17 protein-coding genes and 1 pseudogene are annotated in these 16,596 nt (G+C 39.9%); 5 read left to right on the forward strand and 13 right to left on the reverse strand.

The genetic code is table 11. The annotated features are described in order from the left end of the window. Positions 1–44: 44 nt before the first annotated feature. The 7 genes and pseudogenes from VB715_RS03990 to VB715_RS04020 form a co-directional block, all read right to left on the reverse strand. Positions 45–137 (reverse strand): annotated as a pseudogene (locus tag VB715_RS03990) (bacitracin ABC transporter ATP-binding protein); the annotation flags it as partial. A gap of 29 nt (positions 138–166) precedes the next feature. Continuing rightward, on the reverse strand, positions 167–517 hold the full coding sequence (locus tag VB715_RS03995; RefSeq protein WP_416336906.1) for a type II toxin-antitoxin system RelE/ParE family toxin: 351 nt from the start codon (positions 515–517) through the stop codon (positions 167–169). Next, a complete protein-coding gene (locus VB715_RS04000; RefSeq protein ID WP_323299904.1) occupies positions 501–809 on the reverse strand; it encodes a UPF0175 family protein in 309 nt (102 codons plus the stop codon). Before VB715_RS04000 ends, VB715_RS03995 begins: the two co-directional genes overlap by 17 nt. A 106-nt stretch (positions 810–915) precedes the next feature. Further along, positions 916–1,716 carry a nitrate ABC transporter ATP-binding protein gene (locus VB715_RS04005; RefSeq protein ID WP_323300185.1) on the reverse strand — a complete coding sequence of 267 codons (801 nt, stop codon included), beginning with the start codon at positions 1,714–1,716 and terminating at the stop codon, positions 916–918. Between the two features lie 137 nt (positions 1,717–1,853). After that, positions 1,854–3,863 carry a nitrate ABC transporter ATP-binding protein gene (locus VB715_RS04010; protein WP_323299905.1) on the reverse strand — a complete coding sequence of 670 codons (2,010 nt, stop codon included), beginning with the start codon at positions 3,861–3,863 and terminating at the stop codon, positions 1,854–1,856. Between the two features lie 107 nt (positions 3,864–3,970). Further along, a complete protein-coding gene (gene ntrB / locus VB715_RS04015; RefSeq protein WP_323299906.1) occupies positions 3,971–4,813 on the reverse strand; it encodes a nitrate ABC transporter permease in 843 nt (280 codons plus the stop codon). 41 nt (positions 4,814–4,854) lie between these two features. Next, complete coding sequence (locus VB715_RS04020; RefSeq protein WP_323299907.1) at positions 4,855–6,228, reverse strand: CmpA/NrtA family ABC transporter substrate-binding protein; 1,374 nt, start codon at positions 6,226–6,228, stop codon at positions 4,855–4,857. A 481-nt stretch (positions 6,229–6,709) separates the two neighbouring features. Here VB715_RS04020 and VB715_RS04025 point away from each other — a divergent pair, with 481 nt between their 5' ends. Continuing rightward, positions 6,710–6,949 (forward strand): type II toxin-antitoxin system HicB family antitoxin, encoded by a 240-nt coding sequence (locus VB715_RS04025; protein WP_323291901.1) that lies wholly within the window; start codon positions 6,710–6,712, stop codon positions 6,947–6,949. Continuing rightward, positions 6,946–7,170, forward strand: coding sequence for a type II toxin-antitoxin system HicA family toxin (locus VB715_RS04030; protein WP_323291900.1), 225 nt, complete (start codon positions 6,946–6,948; stop codon positions 7,168–7,170). Before VB715_RS04025 ends, VB715_RS04030 begins: the two co-directional genes overlap by 4 nt. Before the next feature lie 22 nt (positions 7,171–7,192). Here the strand turns inward: VB715_RS04030 and VB715_RS04035 are convergent, their stop codons facing one another. Together VB715_RS04035 and psb27 are read right to left on the reverse strand one after the other, a co-directional pair. Next, the gene (locus tag VB715_RS04035) at positions 7,193–8,620 is read right to left on the reverse strand and encodes a family 10 glycosylhydrolase (RefSeq protein WP_416336909.1); all 1,428 of its coding nucleotides are present in this window, start codon (positions 8,618–8,620) and stop codon (positions 7,193–7,195) included. 183 nt (positions 8,621–8,803) lie between these two features. Then, positions 8,804–9,208: a photosystem II protein Psb27 gene (gene psb27 / locus VB715_RS04040; protein ID WP_323299909.1), complete on the reverse strand. Its 405-nt coding sequence runs from the start codon at positions 9,206–9,208 to the stop codon at positions 8,804–8,806. Between the two features lie 186 nt (positions 9,209–9,394). Between psb27 and VB715_RS04045 the strand changes: the two genes are divergently transcribed. Together VB715_RS04045 and VB715_RS04050 are read left to right on the forward strand one after the other, a co-directional pair. Further along, entirely contained in the window at positions 9,395–10,882 is a 1,488-nt protein-coding gene (locus tag VB715_RS04045; protein WP_323299910.1) for a SulP family inorganic anion transporter, read from the forward strand. A 128-nt stretch (positions 10,883–11,010) separates the two neighbouring features. Then, positions 11,011–11,613 (forward strand): SMI1/KNR4 family protein, encoded by a 603-nt coding sequence (locus tag VB715_RS04050; RefSeq protein WP_323299911.1) that lies wholly within the window; start codon positions 11,011–11,013, stop codon positions 11,611–11,613. Between the two features lie 206 nt (positions 11,614–11,819). Here VB715_RS04050 and VB715_RS04055 read toward each other — a convergent pair whose 3' ends face one another. After that, complete coding sequence (locus tag VB715_RS04055; RefSeq protein WP_323299912.1) at positions 11,820–12,659, reverse strand: alpha/beta hydrolase; 840 nt, start codon at positions 12,657–12,659, stop codon at positions 11,820–11,822. After that, positions 12,660–13,466 carry an inositol monophosphatase family protein gene (locus tag VB715_RS04060; protein ID WP_323299913.1) on the reverse strand — a complete coding sequence of 269 codons (807 nt, stop codon included), beginning with the start codon at positions 13,464–13,466 and terminating at the stop codon, positions 12,660–12,662. A gap of 305 nt (positions 13,467–13,771) precedes the next feature. Here VB715_RS04060 and VB715_RS04065 point away from each other — a divergent pair, with 305 nt between their 5' ends. Then, entirely contained in the window at positions 13,772–13,915 is a 144-nt protein-coding gene (locus tag VB715_RS04065) for a hypothetical protein (RefSeq protein ID WP_323299914.1), read from the forward strand. Between the two features lie 17 nt (positions 13,916–13,932). Here VB715_RS04065 and VB715_RS04070 read toward each other — a convergent pair whose 3' ends face one another. Both VB715_RS04070 and ggpS read right to left on the reverse strand, forming a co-directional pair. Continuing rightward, positions 13,933–15,042 carry a DUF389 domain-containing protein gene (locus VB715_RS04070; protein WP_323299915.1) on the reverse strand — a complete coding sequence of 370 codons (1,110 nt, stop codon included), beginning with the start codon at positions 15,040–15,042 and terminating at the stop codon, positions 13,933–13,935. 34 nt (positions 15,043–15,076) lie between these two features. Further along, positions 15,077–16,573: a glucosylglycerol-phosphate synthase gene (ggpS, locus tag VB715_RS04075; protein ID WP_323299916.1), complete on the reverse strand. Its 1,497-nt coding sequence runs from the start codon at positions 16,571–16,573 to the stop codon at positions 15,077–15,079. Positions 16,574–16,596: the final 23 nt, after the last annotated feature.

Here is a 16,596-nt window from a genome sequence, read left to right on the forward strand (position 1 = left end):
CTAAAAACGCACCCAAACTCATGCAGATAAAGTTTAATTAATGATTAGGCCGCATCATCATCATGGGCAAAACGATTATAGAGGAAATCTAAAGCATAGTTGCGTAAATCGTAGTATTGGGGATCTTCCATAATGCGATTATCGTTTAATATTTGTAAATTTTGCGTTAGTACGTTTCAAAATCGTTAATAATATCTTTAATTTGTTTAGCTGAAATATCCGTCTGATCTGACTTAGAATAAATAATAAGCATTAAAATGCACTGATTATTTTTAATTTGATAGATCACCCGATATCCCTCACTTTTTCCTTTTTGAATATCACTATTTTTAAGACGAATTTTTAGCACAGTGTAACCTGTTCCTATGATTTGATCGCCGATAAAGTTACCAGACTGAAGTTCATCAATAAGTGGTTGTAAATCTTTACGAATACTACGATAACGTTTAGCAAGTGTCCGAAGTCGTTCTTTAAATTCATCAGAGAAAAAAAGATTAATATCAGACATCAATGCCATCCCATAATTCAGAAATAGGATGAAGTTTTCCTTCTTTTACTTGTTGTAGAGAAGTCCGAAAACTAGCAATGATTAGCTCATTGTTTTCGTCATCATCATCTATCGGTGAACTTACAATATTCCGATTCGATAACAGTTGATAAAAATCATCATTTGTCATTCTGCTTAGTTGAGCAGCTTTTTCAAGGGGAATACGCTGTTGTTGATAAAGCATTATGGCAATTTCTTTAAGCATTTCTATTTCAGTCATTTGGGCTGTTTCTAGAAGCTCAGTCGGTAAATTAATGCTCATAATAGTAAATAGTATAATATAGTTATCCTTATACCAATATAGAAGAAAAATAAAAAGGTGCGTGGAGAACGCACCCAAACTCATGCAGATAACGTTTAATTAATGATTAGGCCGCATCATCATCATGGGCAAAACGATTATAAAGGAAATCTAAAGCATGGTTCCGTAAATCGTAATATTGAGGATCTTCCATAATGCGATCGCGGTCACGGGGACGAGGGAAGGGAATAGTCATAATTTCTCCGATCGCAGCGGCCGGCCCATTGGTCATCATAACGAGACGATCAGCAAGGAATAACGCCTCATCAATATCATGGGTAATCATTAACACTGTACAACGGTGATCATTCCAAATTTTAAGCAATTCTTCCTGTAATTCCTCTTTGGTGATGGCATCTAACGCCCCAAAAGGTTCATCTAAGATTAACACTTCTGGCCGAATAGCAAGGGCCCGGGCAATAGAAACCCGTTGTTTCATCCCCCCAGAAATTTGCGTCGGTTTCTTGGTTTCTGCTTCCGTTAAACCCACCATTGCTAGATGATCCCGTACAATACCCCGTTTTTCTGCTTCTCGCTTGTTAGGACTCACTGCATCGACCGCTAAATAGACATTTTCAAACACGGTTAACCAAGGAAGTAGGGCATAATTTTGGAATACTACCATGCGATCGGGGCCGGGTTTCGTAACAGGTTTACCATTAACTAAAACCGATCCATTTGTCGGAGTGGCAAACCCTGAAACCATATTTAAAAGGGTCGATTTTCCACAACCAGAATGACCAATTACACAGATAAATTCCCCATCTTTAACGGTTAAATTAACATCTTTTAATACTGTATACGGCCCTTTAGGAGTGGGATAAACTTTACTGACGTTTTCGATAACAACAGACAGATTATTATTCATAGTTGGTTGAGGTTTCAGGTTCAAAGTTTTCGGGTTTTGAGATTTGATACTTTGCATTTTTTCTCCGTATTGATAAATAGTTTTGTCTTTTGTAGAGACGTTTCATGAAACGTCTCTACAGGGTTTAATTGATAGAATTAAGCAGCAACAGCAATAGGAGTTTTAATCCCATCAAGATGAACTTCAGCCATAGTAAAGTTCTGTTTAATGGCTAATTCATTGAGATAATTAACCGGATCTTCTGCATCAAAAGTGATACCATCAAACAACTTAATAGGTTCACGACGATACTTAATATCCACCATTCCTAACTCTCTTGCTGCGGTACTAAATACCCCAACACGACATACCCGTTCTAAAATTTCTACCCAGTTGCGAGGGAAGGGAATATGACCCCATCGCGCCATTTGAGTCATCATCCATAAATGTTCTGTGCGACTGGGACGGTTCATTCCTTCCCCAAAAAACATATGATGGGCATATTCGACGGTTTTTTCCAGATTGCAACTATAGTTATTCGGGTCGCCCAATTGTATATATTCGGGGTTGGTACTCAGATATTGACGACTTGCTAATAATTGGCGAATATCCTCATGATTCGCCGGATCAGCGCAATATTGACAGGCTTCTAATAAGGCTTTAACCAAGGCAATATGACTATTAGGATAAGTATTGGCCCAGTCTTCTCGAACACCTAAGACTTTCCCTGGATGTCCCCGCCAAATTTCTAAGTCTGTGGCAACCGTAAACCCGACTCCTTCCATTGCGGCCCGCATATTCCAGGGTTCACCCACACAGTAACCGTCAATAGTTCCCGCTTTCAGGTCAGCTACCATTTGGGCAGGGGGTATGGTTTCTAATTGTACATCTTGATCAGGATCAATACCTCCTGCGGCTAACCAATAGCGTAATAAGATGTTATGGACAGAAGAAGGGTGAACCATGCCGAAAATGTGACGTTTTTCGGTAGATTCGAGTAACATACGTCTTAAATCGGTGACGGTGTGAACTCCCTGTTCATAAAAAGGCTGTCCCAATGTGATACCGTTACCATTGCGGGTCATGGTTAAGGCCGAAACAATGGGTAAGGGGGTTTCTTGGTGTCCTCCTGCGGTTAACCAGGTGGGCATTCCTGCGGGCATTTGGGCCCCGTCTAAGTAACCTCCGGCGATCCCGTCCACAATACCCCGCCAACTGCTTTCACGGACTAAATTCACCTCATCTAGACCGTGTTTTGCGAAAAATCCCCGTTCTTGGGCAACTATTAAGGGGGCGCAAGCGGTAAGGGGTACAAAGCCAATTTCTAAATTGACTTTTTCTAAGCCATGACGGGGGATAGCATCTGTTTTTTTGGCGCGTAATTTTTTAATACGTTTCTGTTGGTTGAGGAAGTAAATAATTTCACTGCGAAGACTGTAATAACTGGGATGATTTACGACTTCCATTCGTTTACGGGGACGGGGGATATCGACTTCTAAAATACCCCCAATTTTTGATTTTGGACCATTGGTTAACATGACAATTCTATCAGAAAGTAAGACGGCTTCATCTACATCATGAGTCACCATAACAGAGGTGATTTTATATTCCTCACAAATCTTCATTAATTGTTCTTGTAAATTGCCTCTAGTTAAGGCATCTAAAGCCCCAAAGGGTTCATCAAGTAACAATAATTTAGGGCGAATAGAGAGGGCGCGGGCAATAGCTACCCGTTGTTTCATTCCTCCTGAGAGTTGTTTGGGATATTTATCAACCGCATGACCTAAACCCACTAACTTAATGTGTTGTTCAATGATTTCTTTGCGTTCTGCGGCGGGATAATCTTTCATAACTTCATCAACTGCTAGGGCAATATTTTGATGAACGGTTAACCAAGGTAAGAGGGAATAATTTTGGAAAATAACCATTTTATCTGGCCCTGGTTTTTTCACTTTTTGTCCTTCTAAGGTAACAATTCCTTCCGTGGGTAAATCTAACCCTGCAATCATATTCAAAAGTGTTGATTTACCACAACCAGAGTGACCAATTAAAGAGATAAATTCCCCTTTTTTAATCTCTAAGTTTATTCCTTTGAGGGCAATATATTCACCACCACCACTTAAGGGAAAAACTTTATCGATATCATCAACTGCAACAAAAACGCCCATGATTTTTACCTCTTCTTTTACTGATTGTTTTTAAGATTAATTAGAGAGTTAGTTAATTGGTGTGTTGGGTTTCGTAATCTCAACCCAACCGACTTGTTACTTATTACTTATTCTCCTGGTGCAATAACTTTTTGTAAGTAAGCAATGCCTCTATCAAGTAATAAACCAACTGCCCCAATATAGATGACTGCTAAAATGATTTCACTGATGTAATTTTGTTGGTAAGCATCCCAAATAAAGAAGCCAATTCCGACAATACCTGACATCACAATTTCTGCCGCAATAATGGCTAACCAAGCTAAACCAACCGCAATTCTTAAGCCTGTAAAAATGTAAGGTAAAGCAGAAGGAAGCAAAATCTTGAAAAAGAATTTTTGGTTGGATAATTGTAAGACTTGCTGCACATTAATGTAGTCTTGAGGAATCTGTTTTACGCCTTCAGTGGTATTAATTAAGATCGGCCAAACTGAAGTAATAAAGATGACGAAAATAGCAGCAGGTTGGTTTTGTTGAAGGGCAACTAAAGCAATAGGAACCCAAGCTAAAGGTGCTACCATGCGTAAGAATTGAAATAGGGGATCTAAAGCTTTATCAATTAACGGTTGTGTGCCGACTAAAATACCCACACTAATGCCCACAATAGCAGCTAAAGAATAGCCTTGGGCAACCCGTCCTAAACTGGCTAAAGTTTGCCAAAATAAGCCTTTATCTAATCCACCCCGATCATAAAAAGGATACAGTAATAAAGTACGAGTCCGCTCGTTTGTCCACAAACTACTAGGGGGAGGTAATTTAATTAAGCCAACCATTGAAACAAATTGCCATACCAATAAAAAGCCGAGGATTCCAAAAATAGGCAGCAATATTTCTTCTTTATTTTTCTTCCAAAAAGTTGACAAAAAGTTTTGACTATTAGAGCCATTTTTGCGGATTCTTGTCGTAGCTGTCATCTTCTTTCTCTCCTGTTGTTGACTAATAATAATCGACTAATTTAAACTCGTTTAATCTTGAGACTGTTTAAGTAAGCCTCTGGATTTTCTGGGTCAAATTGAACCCCATCAAAGAAGGTTTCAACACCTCTGGAGGTACTAGCAGGAATATCTGCCGCAAACCCTGCTTCCGTTGCTGCTTCACGCCAAATATCCTCGCGGTTTACCTTGTCAATAATTTGTTTGGCTGTGGCGATATCTTTAATTTTGTCCTTATGAAAACCCCAACGAATACTTTCAGTTAAGAACCAAAGATCATGACTTTTATAGGGATAAGAAACACTGCCTAAATCGTCTTTCCAATATAAAGGCCCCATGTTGAAATCGTTGATATCCGGTTGACCATCACCCATTTTGTACATTCCTTTATAGGGTGCTTGGAGAATATCAGGGGGAACATTAAAGTAATTTCTGCCCGCGACAATCTCAATTAATTCAGGGCGATTAGTGGGATCATCACACCATTGTTGTGCTTCCATCACTCCTTTTAAAATGGCTTTTGTCGCTTTAGGATTTTGGTCAACCCAATCACCACGAATGGCTAGGTATTCTTCGGGGTGAAATTTCCAAATTTGAGCAGTCAACGCCGCCATGTGACCGATATCTTCGGTAACGATGCGATAGGGCCAAGGATCGCCCGTACTGAAAGCATCCATTGTGCCGTTACGCATCCCTTGAACTGTTTCTGCTGGAGGTACAGCGAGTAAATCAATGTCTGTATCAGGATCAACGCCTCCGGCGGCAAACCAATAACGAATCCAGAAATCTTGGTTAACATTGGGGAAAGTATGGGCAGCTTTGAACTTTCTGCCGTTGGTTTGGGGAAACCCTTTAATATAGTCTGCCGCCTTGGTAATGTCTAAATGGAGTCCTTTTCCCGCGTGCATTCTGGCGACCGCAATGCCATTACCGTTGGTCACCAATTGTGCTAGAACATACATGGGTAATTTCTTTCCATTGGTAATAATTCCCTCTGTAATTAGGTGAGGCATGGGCATTTGCCATTGTCCCCCATCAATACCGCCCCCTTGGGAACCAATGGTTACGTTATCCCTAGCTGATGCCCAGTTTGCTTGTTTGGAGACTTCCACCTCTGTCATGCCATATTTGGCGAAAAAGCCCTTTTCTTGAGCAATAATTAAGGGGGCAGACTCCACAATGGGAATATAACCTAATTTAATTTTTGTCGTTTCTGGAGTGGTTTCTGGTGTTAAAGCTGAAGGCGAACCTGCGGGGGATGGGGTTGTAGTTGGGGAATTATTGGCCGTGGGTTCGGGAGGATTGCCCAAACATCCTTTTAATAAGACTGCACTAGCCGCCGACATAGAGGCAGTTACTAAAAATTTACGACGAGATAAAGGTGAAAAATCGGACATAAAACTCTACTCCTGCTAATAAATTTAAACAGAAAAATGAACTGACATAATATTTGGAAAAAGGACTTAAAACCTTATCCAATAAAGCTTATAGCACTAATATTAATTATTTTTATGAGTGCGTTTAGTTGAGGTTACTCAATGGGTTTTATTGATTTTGCTCAACTTGTTAAATCAGTTTAGCACCTTTATTTAAAAAAAACTTATTTTTGACCTCGTCAACCATAACAAAAAATTAATCATATTCATAAGTATAGTTTAATTTTTATGATTATTTAATTTACTAATGTATTTTATCAATATATTGTTTTGTTATTCTACTTATAACTGGAGTTTATCAATAATTAAAACCGTAGGGGTCAACGGCTGTTGATCCCTACAATAGAAATAAGTAGAAGGAATTCGAGTTAAGTCGTATAGCCTATAAAATGTGATAAAATGCCATAAGTATTAATAAATCTTAGAACAAAAATATCAAACAATGAATCGTCTTGAGTTTCCGGTAGAATATAGTTTTGATGTTGAAACAAATTCAGTTATTGCAACTGTACCAGACTTAAATTATATTTCATCTTTTGGCAAAGATTTTACAGAAGCGGAACAGAATGTTATTGAAGCAGTTTTAGCTTATTTAGAAGCTTTAAAAATGGATGGTTTACCGATACCAAGTTGTCCGAAAAAGTCAACGGGAACTGTGCTATTAATTGAGTTAGTAGCATGAGTGAGCGTTTATCATCTATTACCGCTAAAAAGGCTCTACGGAAACTAAAAAAAGCAGGATTTAGAGAACACCATCAACGAGGTAGTCATTTGGTTTTAAAGCATTCTGATGGTCGAATGGTAGTTTTACCAATTCATAGTAGTGATATTCCTAAAGGTACACTATATAATATTGTTGTTAATCAGTCTAAATTAAGTATAGAAGAATGGAATAATCTTTAAAGAAAATATAAATTATCCTCTTTTATCGACAAAATCGCCGACTTTGATCAAATTCTGGTTCTTGCCAAGAAAAGGCAAAATGACTAAGCGATCGCAGTTGAGGAAACTTAGCCCGAATTGCTGCCATTTGTGTCTCTAAAGTGGGACGGTTATCTTGAGTTTTGCCCCATACTCCGGCGATCGCCGGAGTAATTTTAACTTTAGGGGGAGACATTTTCACGACCCGTTCCACTTGTTTAACAATACAAGCAGCATCCTTGCAGAGTCCATAGGCCATAGGATGAAACTCTAAAGAAGGGGGAAATTTATCCCATGCTTGCAAACGAGAGTCAAACCCTCTGTCTCCGACTAATTGATTCCCATCAGGAAAAAACACCGCCCCCGCAGGGATACCGTTACGTTCTACTGCTGAAGCTGCAAAAGAGACAAAATTGATGACACCTTGGGCAGCATGGGCAACGGCAAGATACCACAAATCTGTCTTTAACCGTTGATAGCGCACTTGTAACGAGTCTTTTCCTTCTGTTGCCGGAGGGACACGCCCTTGCCATAAAGGGGAACCCTCATCAGGATAGATTTTATCCACTTCTAAGACATCATTAACCGTAATATAGCCTTTCGTGACGTAACGTTGAATTAAATCCCGTCCTTTGTTATTTAAACCCCGTTCATAGAACGCTTGTTGAGAGGCTGCACTATAAATCCAAAGATCCTTGACCTTTCCCACTGCTGACTGGGTTCCTGTGCCTCTAGGGTAGCGTACATAATCGAATAATACCCCATCGGGTCGCCGTTTGAGAACAGCTTGCAGTAGACTGTAATAGTCAGTTTGGGCTTGACGATTATAGGGATCAACAAAGGCCTGAGATTGATCATGAACAAACTTAGTGCTATCTTGTCCCTTGCCATTCCTTGCTAAGACAGATTGGCGATCGCTTCGTTGAGCATAGACATAGCCAAAATTTAGGGTAAATACCCAAGCATAGACTTTAAGTCCCCGTTCTCGTCCCTTTTGGATAGCTTGGGCTAACAAATCTACTCTTTCGGCCCCTGGTGTCCGCACAACGGTGTCCCAAGGGGTCGGGTTATCTGCGGGAGGTAACAAGACCTGACTATCAGCAAAAACCTCTACATAAACCGTATTATAACCCTTATTAACAATACGATCTAACACTGCCTCAACGGAACCAGGACGCACATCACAGGGATAGAAGCGTAACCAAATTGCTTGTTCTTGGGGCCAAGTTTGGGCGCGACAACGACGTAATTCTTCAGCCTGTTTTCGCACTAAAATTTGATAGTTTTTTGTGTCTTCTGGATCACCTTTTAGGGCTGTTTGTAAGAAATTTTCCTTCATAGCGATCGCATCAGGAGAAAATTGACAATAATTCCCTATTGCTGCTTGTACGGCCTTGATTTGTGTCAGGGGAATTATGGAATTTCCCAGAATAACAAGACTCCCGATGATACTCTGTAGAAGTTTTTGAGTAAGCGATCGCTGATTCACTGATATTCCCTCTCTCGGTATCTGGATATAACTGTAGATTGTTATGGGTTAATTGTTCCTCATACCAAGAATAAAAAAAGGCTTGATTACTCAAACCTCAGATAATTTTATAAGTCATGAAATTGATTAGATTCCGCGTTTAACAGCGACTTCTGCTTGTTTTAACTCTTGTTTTAAACGGGTTTTTAATTTTTCAGGAATGGGGCGACTACCATAGGAGGTGTAATAACCAGCTAAAGAATTTAACGCCGTTTGCATGGTGGTAAAGGAACGAAGGCCACCGGATGAATTATTGCGTCGATAGCGAGAAATATAATCATTAATTTGCTCTTTAGCTAAAGACTGAATCTCTTTTATATTGTCAGCATCCTTGGGTAAATCAAGGGCTGTGGTTAGAGTTTCAATGACGTTTAGGGTATCTTGACTATAATTGCCAGTAAGTCCCGTTGAACTATTAGCACAACCCGTCAGAGAAATGACTGCCACTAAAATGAGGGCAAGAAGGCGCGATAAGTAGGATTTGAAAAACATGATAAATTTGTCAATAAAATTAGGTGATCCCAGAATTTAACTATCCTATCCTAGAAAGGGTTACTCAGTGAAGCCTATTTAGACCCCGTCAAGCTTGGGTGTCGTAACATCAGTCACGGCGCATCTTTGCGATTTCCTGAATAATGGTTCTAACAATCTTGTTTTATTCCTATCATCTCAGAAAGCATGAGCGAAATTTTCACCAAAAAAGTCTGGTTTTCTAACGTCAAAAATGATTTATTAGCGGGGGCCGTGGTTGCCTTAGCCCTAATCCCCGAAGCGATCGCCTTTTCTATTATTGCAGGAGTTGACCCCCAAGTGGGATTATACGCCTCTTTTTCCATTGCCATTATTACCGCTATTATCGGGGGTCGTCCTGGCATGATTTCCGCCGCAACGGGTGCCATGGCCTTATTAATGACCACTTTAGTCAGAGATCATGGATTACAATATTTACTGGCTACCACCGTCCTCACTGGTATTCTACAAATCCTTTGGGGTTGGGTCAAACTGGGAAATCAAATGCGCTTTGTTCCTAGGGCGGTAATGGTGGGGTTTGTCAATGCTTTGGCTATTCTTATCTTTCAGGCCCAACTTCCCCAGTTTGCAGGGGCATCTTGGTTAGTCTATGGAATGGTAGCCGCTGGTTTAGGCATTATTTACGGTTTACCTCGATTTACCAAAGTCGTTCCCTCTCCTTTAGTCGCTATTGTCGTTATTACTGCCGTTTCTTGGGCCGCAGGATGGCAAGTACACACAGTAGGAGATGAGGGAACCCTCCCCACTAGCTTACCGATGTTTTTGCTGCCTGAAGTCCCCTTTAATTTTGAAACCTTACAAATTATTCTGCCCTATGCTTTAGGCCTGTCTTTAGTGGGGTTAGTTGAATCCTTTTTAACGGCTAATGTAATTGATGATTTAACGGATACTTCTAGTAATAAAAATCAAGAAGCTTTGGCCCAAGGGGTGGCTAATATTGTAACGGGATTTTTTGGGGGAATGGCCGGATGTGCGATGATTGGTCAATCGGTGATTAATATTCGCTCTGGGGGAAGGGCCCGTCTTTCTACCTTGAGTGCGGGAATTTTTCTGTTTATCTTTATTTTGGTGTTTGGGGACTGGGTAGCGCGTATTCCTATGGCTGCTTTAGTAGCAGTCATGATTATGGTATCTATTAGTACCTTTAATTGGCAATCTATTCATCCTCGTTCTTTTCGTAAAGTACCCAAAAATGAAACCACAGTGATGATTACAACAGTATTAATTACGGTATTAACTCATAATTTGGCCGTCGGGGTAATTATTGGTGTGGCCATGAGTGCTATTTTCTTTAGTCGTAAAATTGCTAACCTAATTTTTATTGATTCTTTCTTAGATGAAGCAGCAAGTAAAAGGATTTATAGTGTTAATGGTCAAATCTTTTTTGTCTCTGTTGATAGTTTCTTGAGTTCCTTTGATTTTCGGGAAGAATTAGCCCATGTTATTGTTGATTTAACTCATGCTCATTTGTGGGATCAATCTGCAGTTGATGCGGTGGATAAAGTAGTCTTACGATTCCGTAGACGGGGCGTAAAAGTTGAATTAGTTGGCTTAAATGAAGCCAGTGCAACCTTATTAGAAAGGTTAGCTATTCATGATGAACCAGATGCTTTGGGAAAGATGGCAAGTCATTAATTTTTTCAGTAAGGGCTTAATAATATTAAGCCCTTACGACTATCACTTGGTTTTTTTTAGGTATGACTTAACGTTTTTTTGATTTTTCTCGATTATACTAACCTTAATGATCTTTTGCGCCATCAAATATGTTATCTCCTTTAATCGAAGCTCTCGAAAGAATTAGGTATTGGTTAGAACAAAATCTTCCTGAGTCAGCAGCGGCTCTTGAACCTGGCTTAAGTATATCAGAAATTGAAGCATTATTATCCGCTTTTCCCTTTCAGTTACCCGCAGAAATTTACACCCTTTATCAATGGCGTAATGGTAGCAGTAGTCAAGACTATAATTTTTTCCCTTTTCATTGGTTTCTTCCTTTAGATGTAGCTCTTTCTTTTATTGAAGAAGAAAAACAAATTCAGGCGCAATTAACTAACCATTCTGAGGCTTCTTGGAATGATTGTTGGTTTCCTTTTTCAAGGTTTCAAGGTGATTATTATATTATCAAAGGTTCTGAAAATTGCCAGGCTTTTTCTCCTGTTTATCTCGTCTTTCAAGAAGATAGAGAGGTAGATGATCCTTGGATGGTTTATAGTAGTTTAACCACTATGATGTTATCTTTGGCAGAAGGTTATGAAACAGGAGCTTACTATCTTGATGAGAATAAAATTATTAATACGGATGAGTCTGCTATTGATAAAATAGAGCGCAAATATAATCCAGAAATTGATAATTATCTTGATGATGATTAAGATAATAAGTAATAAGTAATAAGAATAAGCTAAATCAATACTTACAGACAGACTGAAGCCAGCCTGATACTATACAAACTAAGCCTCCCTTCGCAGTCTAAATTAAACCCGCGCAGGCGGGTTTTGTCTGTATAGCTTAACCCTTAAGGGTTTGATCCTATAATTTCTAATAGTTTTAGACAGTAGGTTTGGTAGAGCTAAAAAAATCAACTAAATTGCTCTTTTAAAAAGGCTTCAACCGCTTTATTAAAAGCATCTGGTTCGACTAAAAACGCCCAATGATTGCCAGGAACTTCAACAATTTGTAACCGTTTTAAATACTTTTTATAAGGTTTAAGTTGCCATTCAGTTCTATTCAGTCCTTGTTGGGGTTTAATCAATAAAGTAGGTAGATCAATTACTTGAGTTAATCCTGAATATTTCATCACTTCTTCAAAAATTTCATCCCTCGCTTGCGGCATAAATTTACTACCCCATTTTCCCTCTATTTTTTCTTCTATTGCTAACTGAAAAACTTGCTGTTGTAAGGGACTCCACCCACGATATTGTTTTAAACTACGAGCTAATTTTTCAGCTTCTTCATAACTATTAAATGGCCCCATGGCTTTCAAAAATGGCAAGACTTTATATAACAAAGGAAAGGTAACTTTAAACATTGATGGCATTTTATCAATAAAAAACGGATCTATTAAAATTAAATTTTTAAACCTTTCAGGCTGTTTAGTCGCCCAAATTGCTGCTAATTTTGCTGACCAAGAATGGGCGATAATTGTCGCAGAATTCCAGCCAAAATAACTCATTAAAGCATCTAAATCATTAATATAATCAGAGAATTTATAACCTGTTTCCGGTTTACTACTTTCCCCATGCCCCCGCAAATCAGGGGCAATAATATGATAATTTGGGGCTAAATAATCCCCTAAACTTGACCAAACCCATCCCAGATCAGCTAACCCATGTAATAATAACAAAGGCTCTTGACCTTGGGACCATTCTAAATAGGATAATTCAACCTTTCCTAACTTCAAACTTTTGCGTTCAACCATCTATAAAATACACTCTACCAAAGGTTTAAATAAAGGCACAAATTCAGCTTGACTCACCACCAAACAAGGAAAAGAATATCTACCATAATTTCGACCAATTGTCAAGGGAAAAATTGACTCATCTTTTAAAGAAATCAAAACGCCGCCAGCAGCTTGAATAATCACCCAAACGGCTGCAATATCCCACACTTTCGGAGTCGCTTCTACTCCCCCTAATGCTGCCCCACAAGCCACCAATAATATGTTATAACTTGCTACTCCAATCATGCGAATTTTACAAGGAAAAGGCTTTTGTAAGATCTTTATACTTCGAGCGCAAAGATTAAATAAATGACCCTTACTTGGTGTATCCTTGCTCGTGTGAATGGGTTTGCCATTAACATAGGCCCCTGTCGGCCCCGTTAACCCCGTTTCCCCATACCAATACCCATAAAAAGACTGTTGTAATTGGGGAAGATAAACAAACCCAAATACAGGAGTTCCTCGATACAATAAACCCAAAGAAATAGACCAGATGGGAATGCCTCTGGTAAAATTGGTCGTGCCATCAATGGGATCAACGATCCAACACCAATCTTGAGCCGGGAAAATATGGGTCGTTTCTTCCGTTAAAACCCCATGCTCAGGGAATTGAGCCATGATCGCTTCCCGAATGGCCTGATCGGCCCAGCGATCGCCTTCAGTCACCAAAGAGCCATCCTCTTTCATCTTAGGGGAGATGTTCCCAGACTGCTCAATCAGGGGAGCCGCGATCGCTTTCGTAGTGGTTTGACAGAAGCTTAACACCTCACACCAAAATTGTTCCATAGTCTTACTCAGTTATCAAACGAGAAAAAATTCCTGCATTAATCATTATGTCAACCATAGAAGGGATAAGACGAGAAAGCAAGCAGATTTGAGCAATTAGATTATGAAGATTCCCTGATGAAAGGTGGACACAAGTGTTATGCTAGAAACTAATTTTTAAATATTCGGGATTGAGTATTTCAACTCAAAACCTTCAAATTTATCACTAATACTCATTTCTCTCCTTGCTAAACACCCATGAGGCTATATCGATGCTCTCAGCGACCTCAAAAAAAATTATAATACTCCGTAATTATTTGATCCTTATGGGCATGGTTACAGTGGTGATTACTGGCCTAGGAGGTCTTTTTGATAACCCTGATCGCATGGGACAAAAAGATCGCCTGAATAACTATGGTCGTTATATCAGTGCCGGATTTGTCAATCAAGCTCAGAAAATTGGCCGTTAATCCCTCAATTACGTTTCTTAATTCACTTGGGAAGAGTTAGCATCTTGATGTTGGGGACGAAAGGGGGCCGGTGGTAATTGGGCCGGGCCAAATAGTAAGGGAGGGGATAAAGGTTTTTCGTAATCTGCTCTTACCTCTCTTAATTGACTGGCCCGAAACACTAACTTAAATTTTTTGCCTAAGTCTCGTTGAATCAATTTTTCGACTAAGCGAACTTGGGTGGGTGTGACGGGATTTTCCGAATTTTCCTGAACCGTCAATAAAATAATCGGATAGTCTTGATCCCAAGGAAAGGTCGGCCATTGTACCTTAAACCCGACTAATTCCGTTTGCTGACCCACTGTCACCGTTTTTCGTTGCAGAATAGTCTTAATTTCTGCTTCAATTCTCTCTTGACGTAAAAGATTGCCAAAACTAATAAACAAGGGGAAGATCAGGATGCCCGTCATCACTAAAAATCCCCCCAATGCTTGACGAGTTTGCTGGTAATCAAGGTAATATCCCCCTAAGACAAAAACGATGACACAAGAGAGGGTAATGCCCAAAAGATTGGTTAAATACAATAAAAAGGCACCATTACTTAATTGCCATGCTTGCTGAGAAATACCAATGCCTACCACGCAGATAGGGGGCATCAAAGCCACAGAAATAGCTGTTCCTGCTAAAGCATCACTAAGTTTACGCCGAATTTTGGCAAAGCCACTAATTGCCCCGGCTGCCACTGCTACCCCTAAATCAGCTAAATTAGGTTGGGTTCGTCCGAGAATTTCTGTACTAAAGGAGGACTCTGGCAAGCCAAAGATCCCCCCGACTAATCCAGACATGATAACTGCGACTACTGTCCCTATCACTAAGGTGATCAGACTGGTTTTCACTAAGTGACGCTCGTTATCTAAAGCACCAAGAGCTAAACCTCGTAAGGGCATCATCAAAGGAGCAATTAACATCGCTCCAATAATTACCGCCGGACTATTCATTAAGAGTCCCAAGCTGGCAATAAGACAAGAACTTAAGTTTAAAACGAGAAAATTGGTATCGAGTTGAGCCTCTTCTAATAGTTCTTGATGCAATTTTTCGCGGGTTTCCGGGGGAACTCTCGGAATATTCTGTCTGAACCAGTTTTTCATTGGGATCAGGGAATGGGAAAGGAAATTTAAGGGATCATACTCTTTCTTCTACCGTTTCATGAGTCAGCTTGCCGAAGTAGTCTAAAAGACGATCAGCCCAATATTTAACATCATAAGTAGTGACTGTATGATACATCTTGGCCATCCTTTCTTTTTGTTCTTCTGGACACATAATTAAAGCTTTTTCTATAGCCTCATCCATGCGTTTAACCGAGTAAGGATTGGTTAAAATGGCTTGGGGTAATTCGATGGCGGCTCCCACAAATTCTGAGAGAATTAACACCCCGTTTTGTCCTTCATGGGCAACAATGTATTCTTTGGCCACCAAGTTTAAACCATCCCGCAGAGGGGTTGTCCAACAAATATCCGCTACTTTATAGAAGCAGAATAGGTCAAGTAAAGGAATGGGCTGAGTGTACAGCACGATGGGTGTCCAGTCCAGTTTGGCGTAACGGCCGTTAATTCTGCCCACTAACTGCTCAATTTGACTTTGGGCTGTCTTATAAACCCGCATTCCCGGCGCAGGTTGTACACAAGTCATAATAAAGTTAATTTTGCCGTGTAAATCGGGACGACGATCCAATAAACGACCAAAAGCTTCTAATTTCTCTTGATTACCCTTTACATAGTCTACTCGACCGGCAGCAAAAATTAACTTGCGATCATGCAAACTTTCCTTAAATTCTACAATTCGTTCTTGGGCTTCAGGAGAATGTAACACCTCTAGAATATTTTTGGGGTTAGTTCCCACGGGGAAGGCATCTACCCTAACCGTCTGATTTTTATAGCGTAGTTTAGTGGTCACTTCTGGCTCTGCTAGGGCAATGCCGACGGTGGTTAAGTGTCCTGATACTTTTTGCTTTTCTACGATGTCTACGGGGCGTAAACTACGAACTACGCTGACAAAATTCTCGGCATAGCGAGGAATATGAAAGCCAACTAGATCACAACAGAGTAAACTGTCAACAATTTCTTCACGCCAAGGCAAAATATTGAAGATATCGACAGAAGGAAAGGGCGTATGATGGAAAAAGGCGATCCTTGCATTGGGCTTTTTCTGGCGAATATAATAGGGTGCAAGCCACAAGTTATAGTCATGCACCCAAATTAAGGCATCATCAGCCGCTTCTTCACAAGCTGCTTCCGCAAACAGACGGTTAATTTCTCGGAAGTTTTCCCATTCAGAGGTTTCGCTGGTGAAATGATAGGGAAATGAGTGAAGAATGGGCCAAAATGCTTCTTTGGAGGTGATGTGATAAAACTGTTTAACTTGTTCTGCACTTAAGGGAATGCGAAAGACTCGATAATTGCCTTCATCTTCCACGCTTACTCGTTCAACAAAATTGGTTCTTTGTTTTGCTGTTACCTGTTTCCAAGCAATCCAAGTTCCTTGATTGACATCAGCAAAAAAGCTTTTTAAGGTAGGAAGAATGCCGTTAGGACTTTTCTTGCGAAGATAGCGAATTTGTCCATTTTCTACCACTTCATCATAGGGTTCGCGGTGGTATAAGATAACAAGAGATGATTTCATAAGCTGAATTTTTCTGGAGTTTT

The organism is Crocosphaera sp. UHCC 0190 (genome assembly GCF_034932065.1).
Taxonomy (GTDB): domain Bacteria; phylum Cyanobacteriota; class Cyanobacteriia; order Cyanobacteriales; family Microcystaceae; genus UHCC-0190.

What these genes read in the sequence shown, in the direction of transcription:
- VB715_RS04025 (WP_323291901.1), top strand. Translation starts at nt 6,710, where the DNA reads ATGAATCGTCTTGAGTTTCCGGTAGAATATAGTTTTGATGTTGAAACA.
- VB715_RS04060 (WP_323299913.1), bottom strand. Translation starts at nt 13,466, where the DNA reads ATGGAACAATTTTGGTGTGAGGTGTTAAGCTTCTGTCAAACCACTACG.
- VB715_RS04000 (WP_323299904.1), bottom strand. Translation starts at nt 809, where the DNA reads ATGAGCATTAATTTACCGACTGAGCTTCTAGAAACAGCCCAAATGACT.
- VB715_RS04030 (WP_323291900.1), top strand. Translation starts at nt 6,946, where the DNA reads ATGAGTGAGCGTTTATCATCTATTACCGCTAAAAAGGCTCTACGGAAA.
- VB715_RS04045 (WP_323299910.1), top strand. Translation starts at nt 9,395, where the DNA reads ATGAGCGAAATTTTCACCAAAAAAGTCTGGTTTTCTAACGTCAAAAAT.
- VB715_RS04050 (WP_323299911.1), top strand. Translation starts at nt 11,011, where the DNA reads ATGTTATCTCCTTTAATCGAAGCTCTCGAAAGAATTAGGTATTGGTTA.
- ntrB (WP_323299906.1), bottom strand. Translation starts at nt 4,813, where the DNA reads ATGACAGCTACGACAAGAATCCGCAAAAATGGCTCTAATAGTCAAAAC.
- VB715_RS04010 (WP_323299905.1), bottom strand. Translation starts at nt 3,863, where the DNA reads ATGGGCGTTTTTGTTGCAGTTGATGATATCGATAAAGTTTTTCCCTTA.
- psb27 (WP_323299909.1), bottom strand. Translation starts at nt 9,208, where the DNA reads ATGTTTTTCAAATCCTACTTATCGCGCCTTCTTGCCCTCATTTTAGTG.
- ggpS (WP_323299916.1), bottom strand. Translation starts at nt 16,573, where the DNA reads ATGAAATCATCTCTTGTTATCTTATACCACCGCGAACCCTATGATGAA.
- VB715_RS04065 (WP_323299914.1), top strand. Translation starts at nt 13,772, where the DNA reads ATGGGCATGGTTACAGTGGTGATTACTGGCCTAGGAGGTCTTTTTGAT.
- VB715_RS04020 (WP_323299907.1), bottom strand. Translation starts at nt 6,228, where the DNA reads ATGTCCGATTTTTCACCTTTATCTCGTCGTAAATTTTTAGTAACTGCC.
- VB715_RS04055 (WP_323299912.1), bottom strand. Translation starts at nt 12,659, where the DNA reads ATGGTTGAACGCAAAAGTTTGAAGTTAGGAAAGGTTGAATTATCCTAT.
- VB715_RS04005 (WP_323300185.1), bottom strand. Translation starts at nt 1,716, where the DNA reads ATGAATAATAATCTGTCTGTTGTTATCGAAAACGTCAGTAAAGTTTAT.
- VB715_RS04070 (WP_323299915.1), bottom strand. Translation starts at nt 15,042, where the DNA reads ATGAAAAACTGGTTCAGACAGAATATTCCGAGAGTTCCCCCGGAAACC.
- VB715_RS03995 (WP_416336906.1), bottom strand. Translation starts at nt 517, where the DNA reads ATGGCATTGATGTCTGATATTAATCTTTTTTTCTCTGATGAATTTAAA.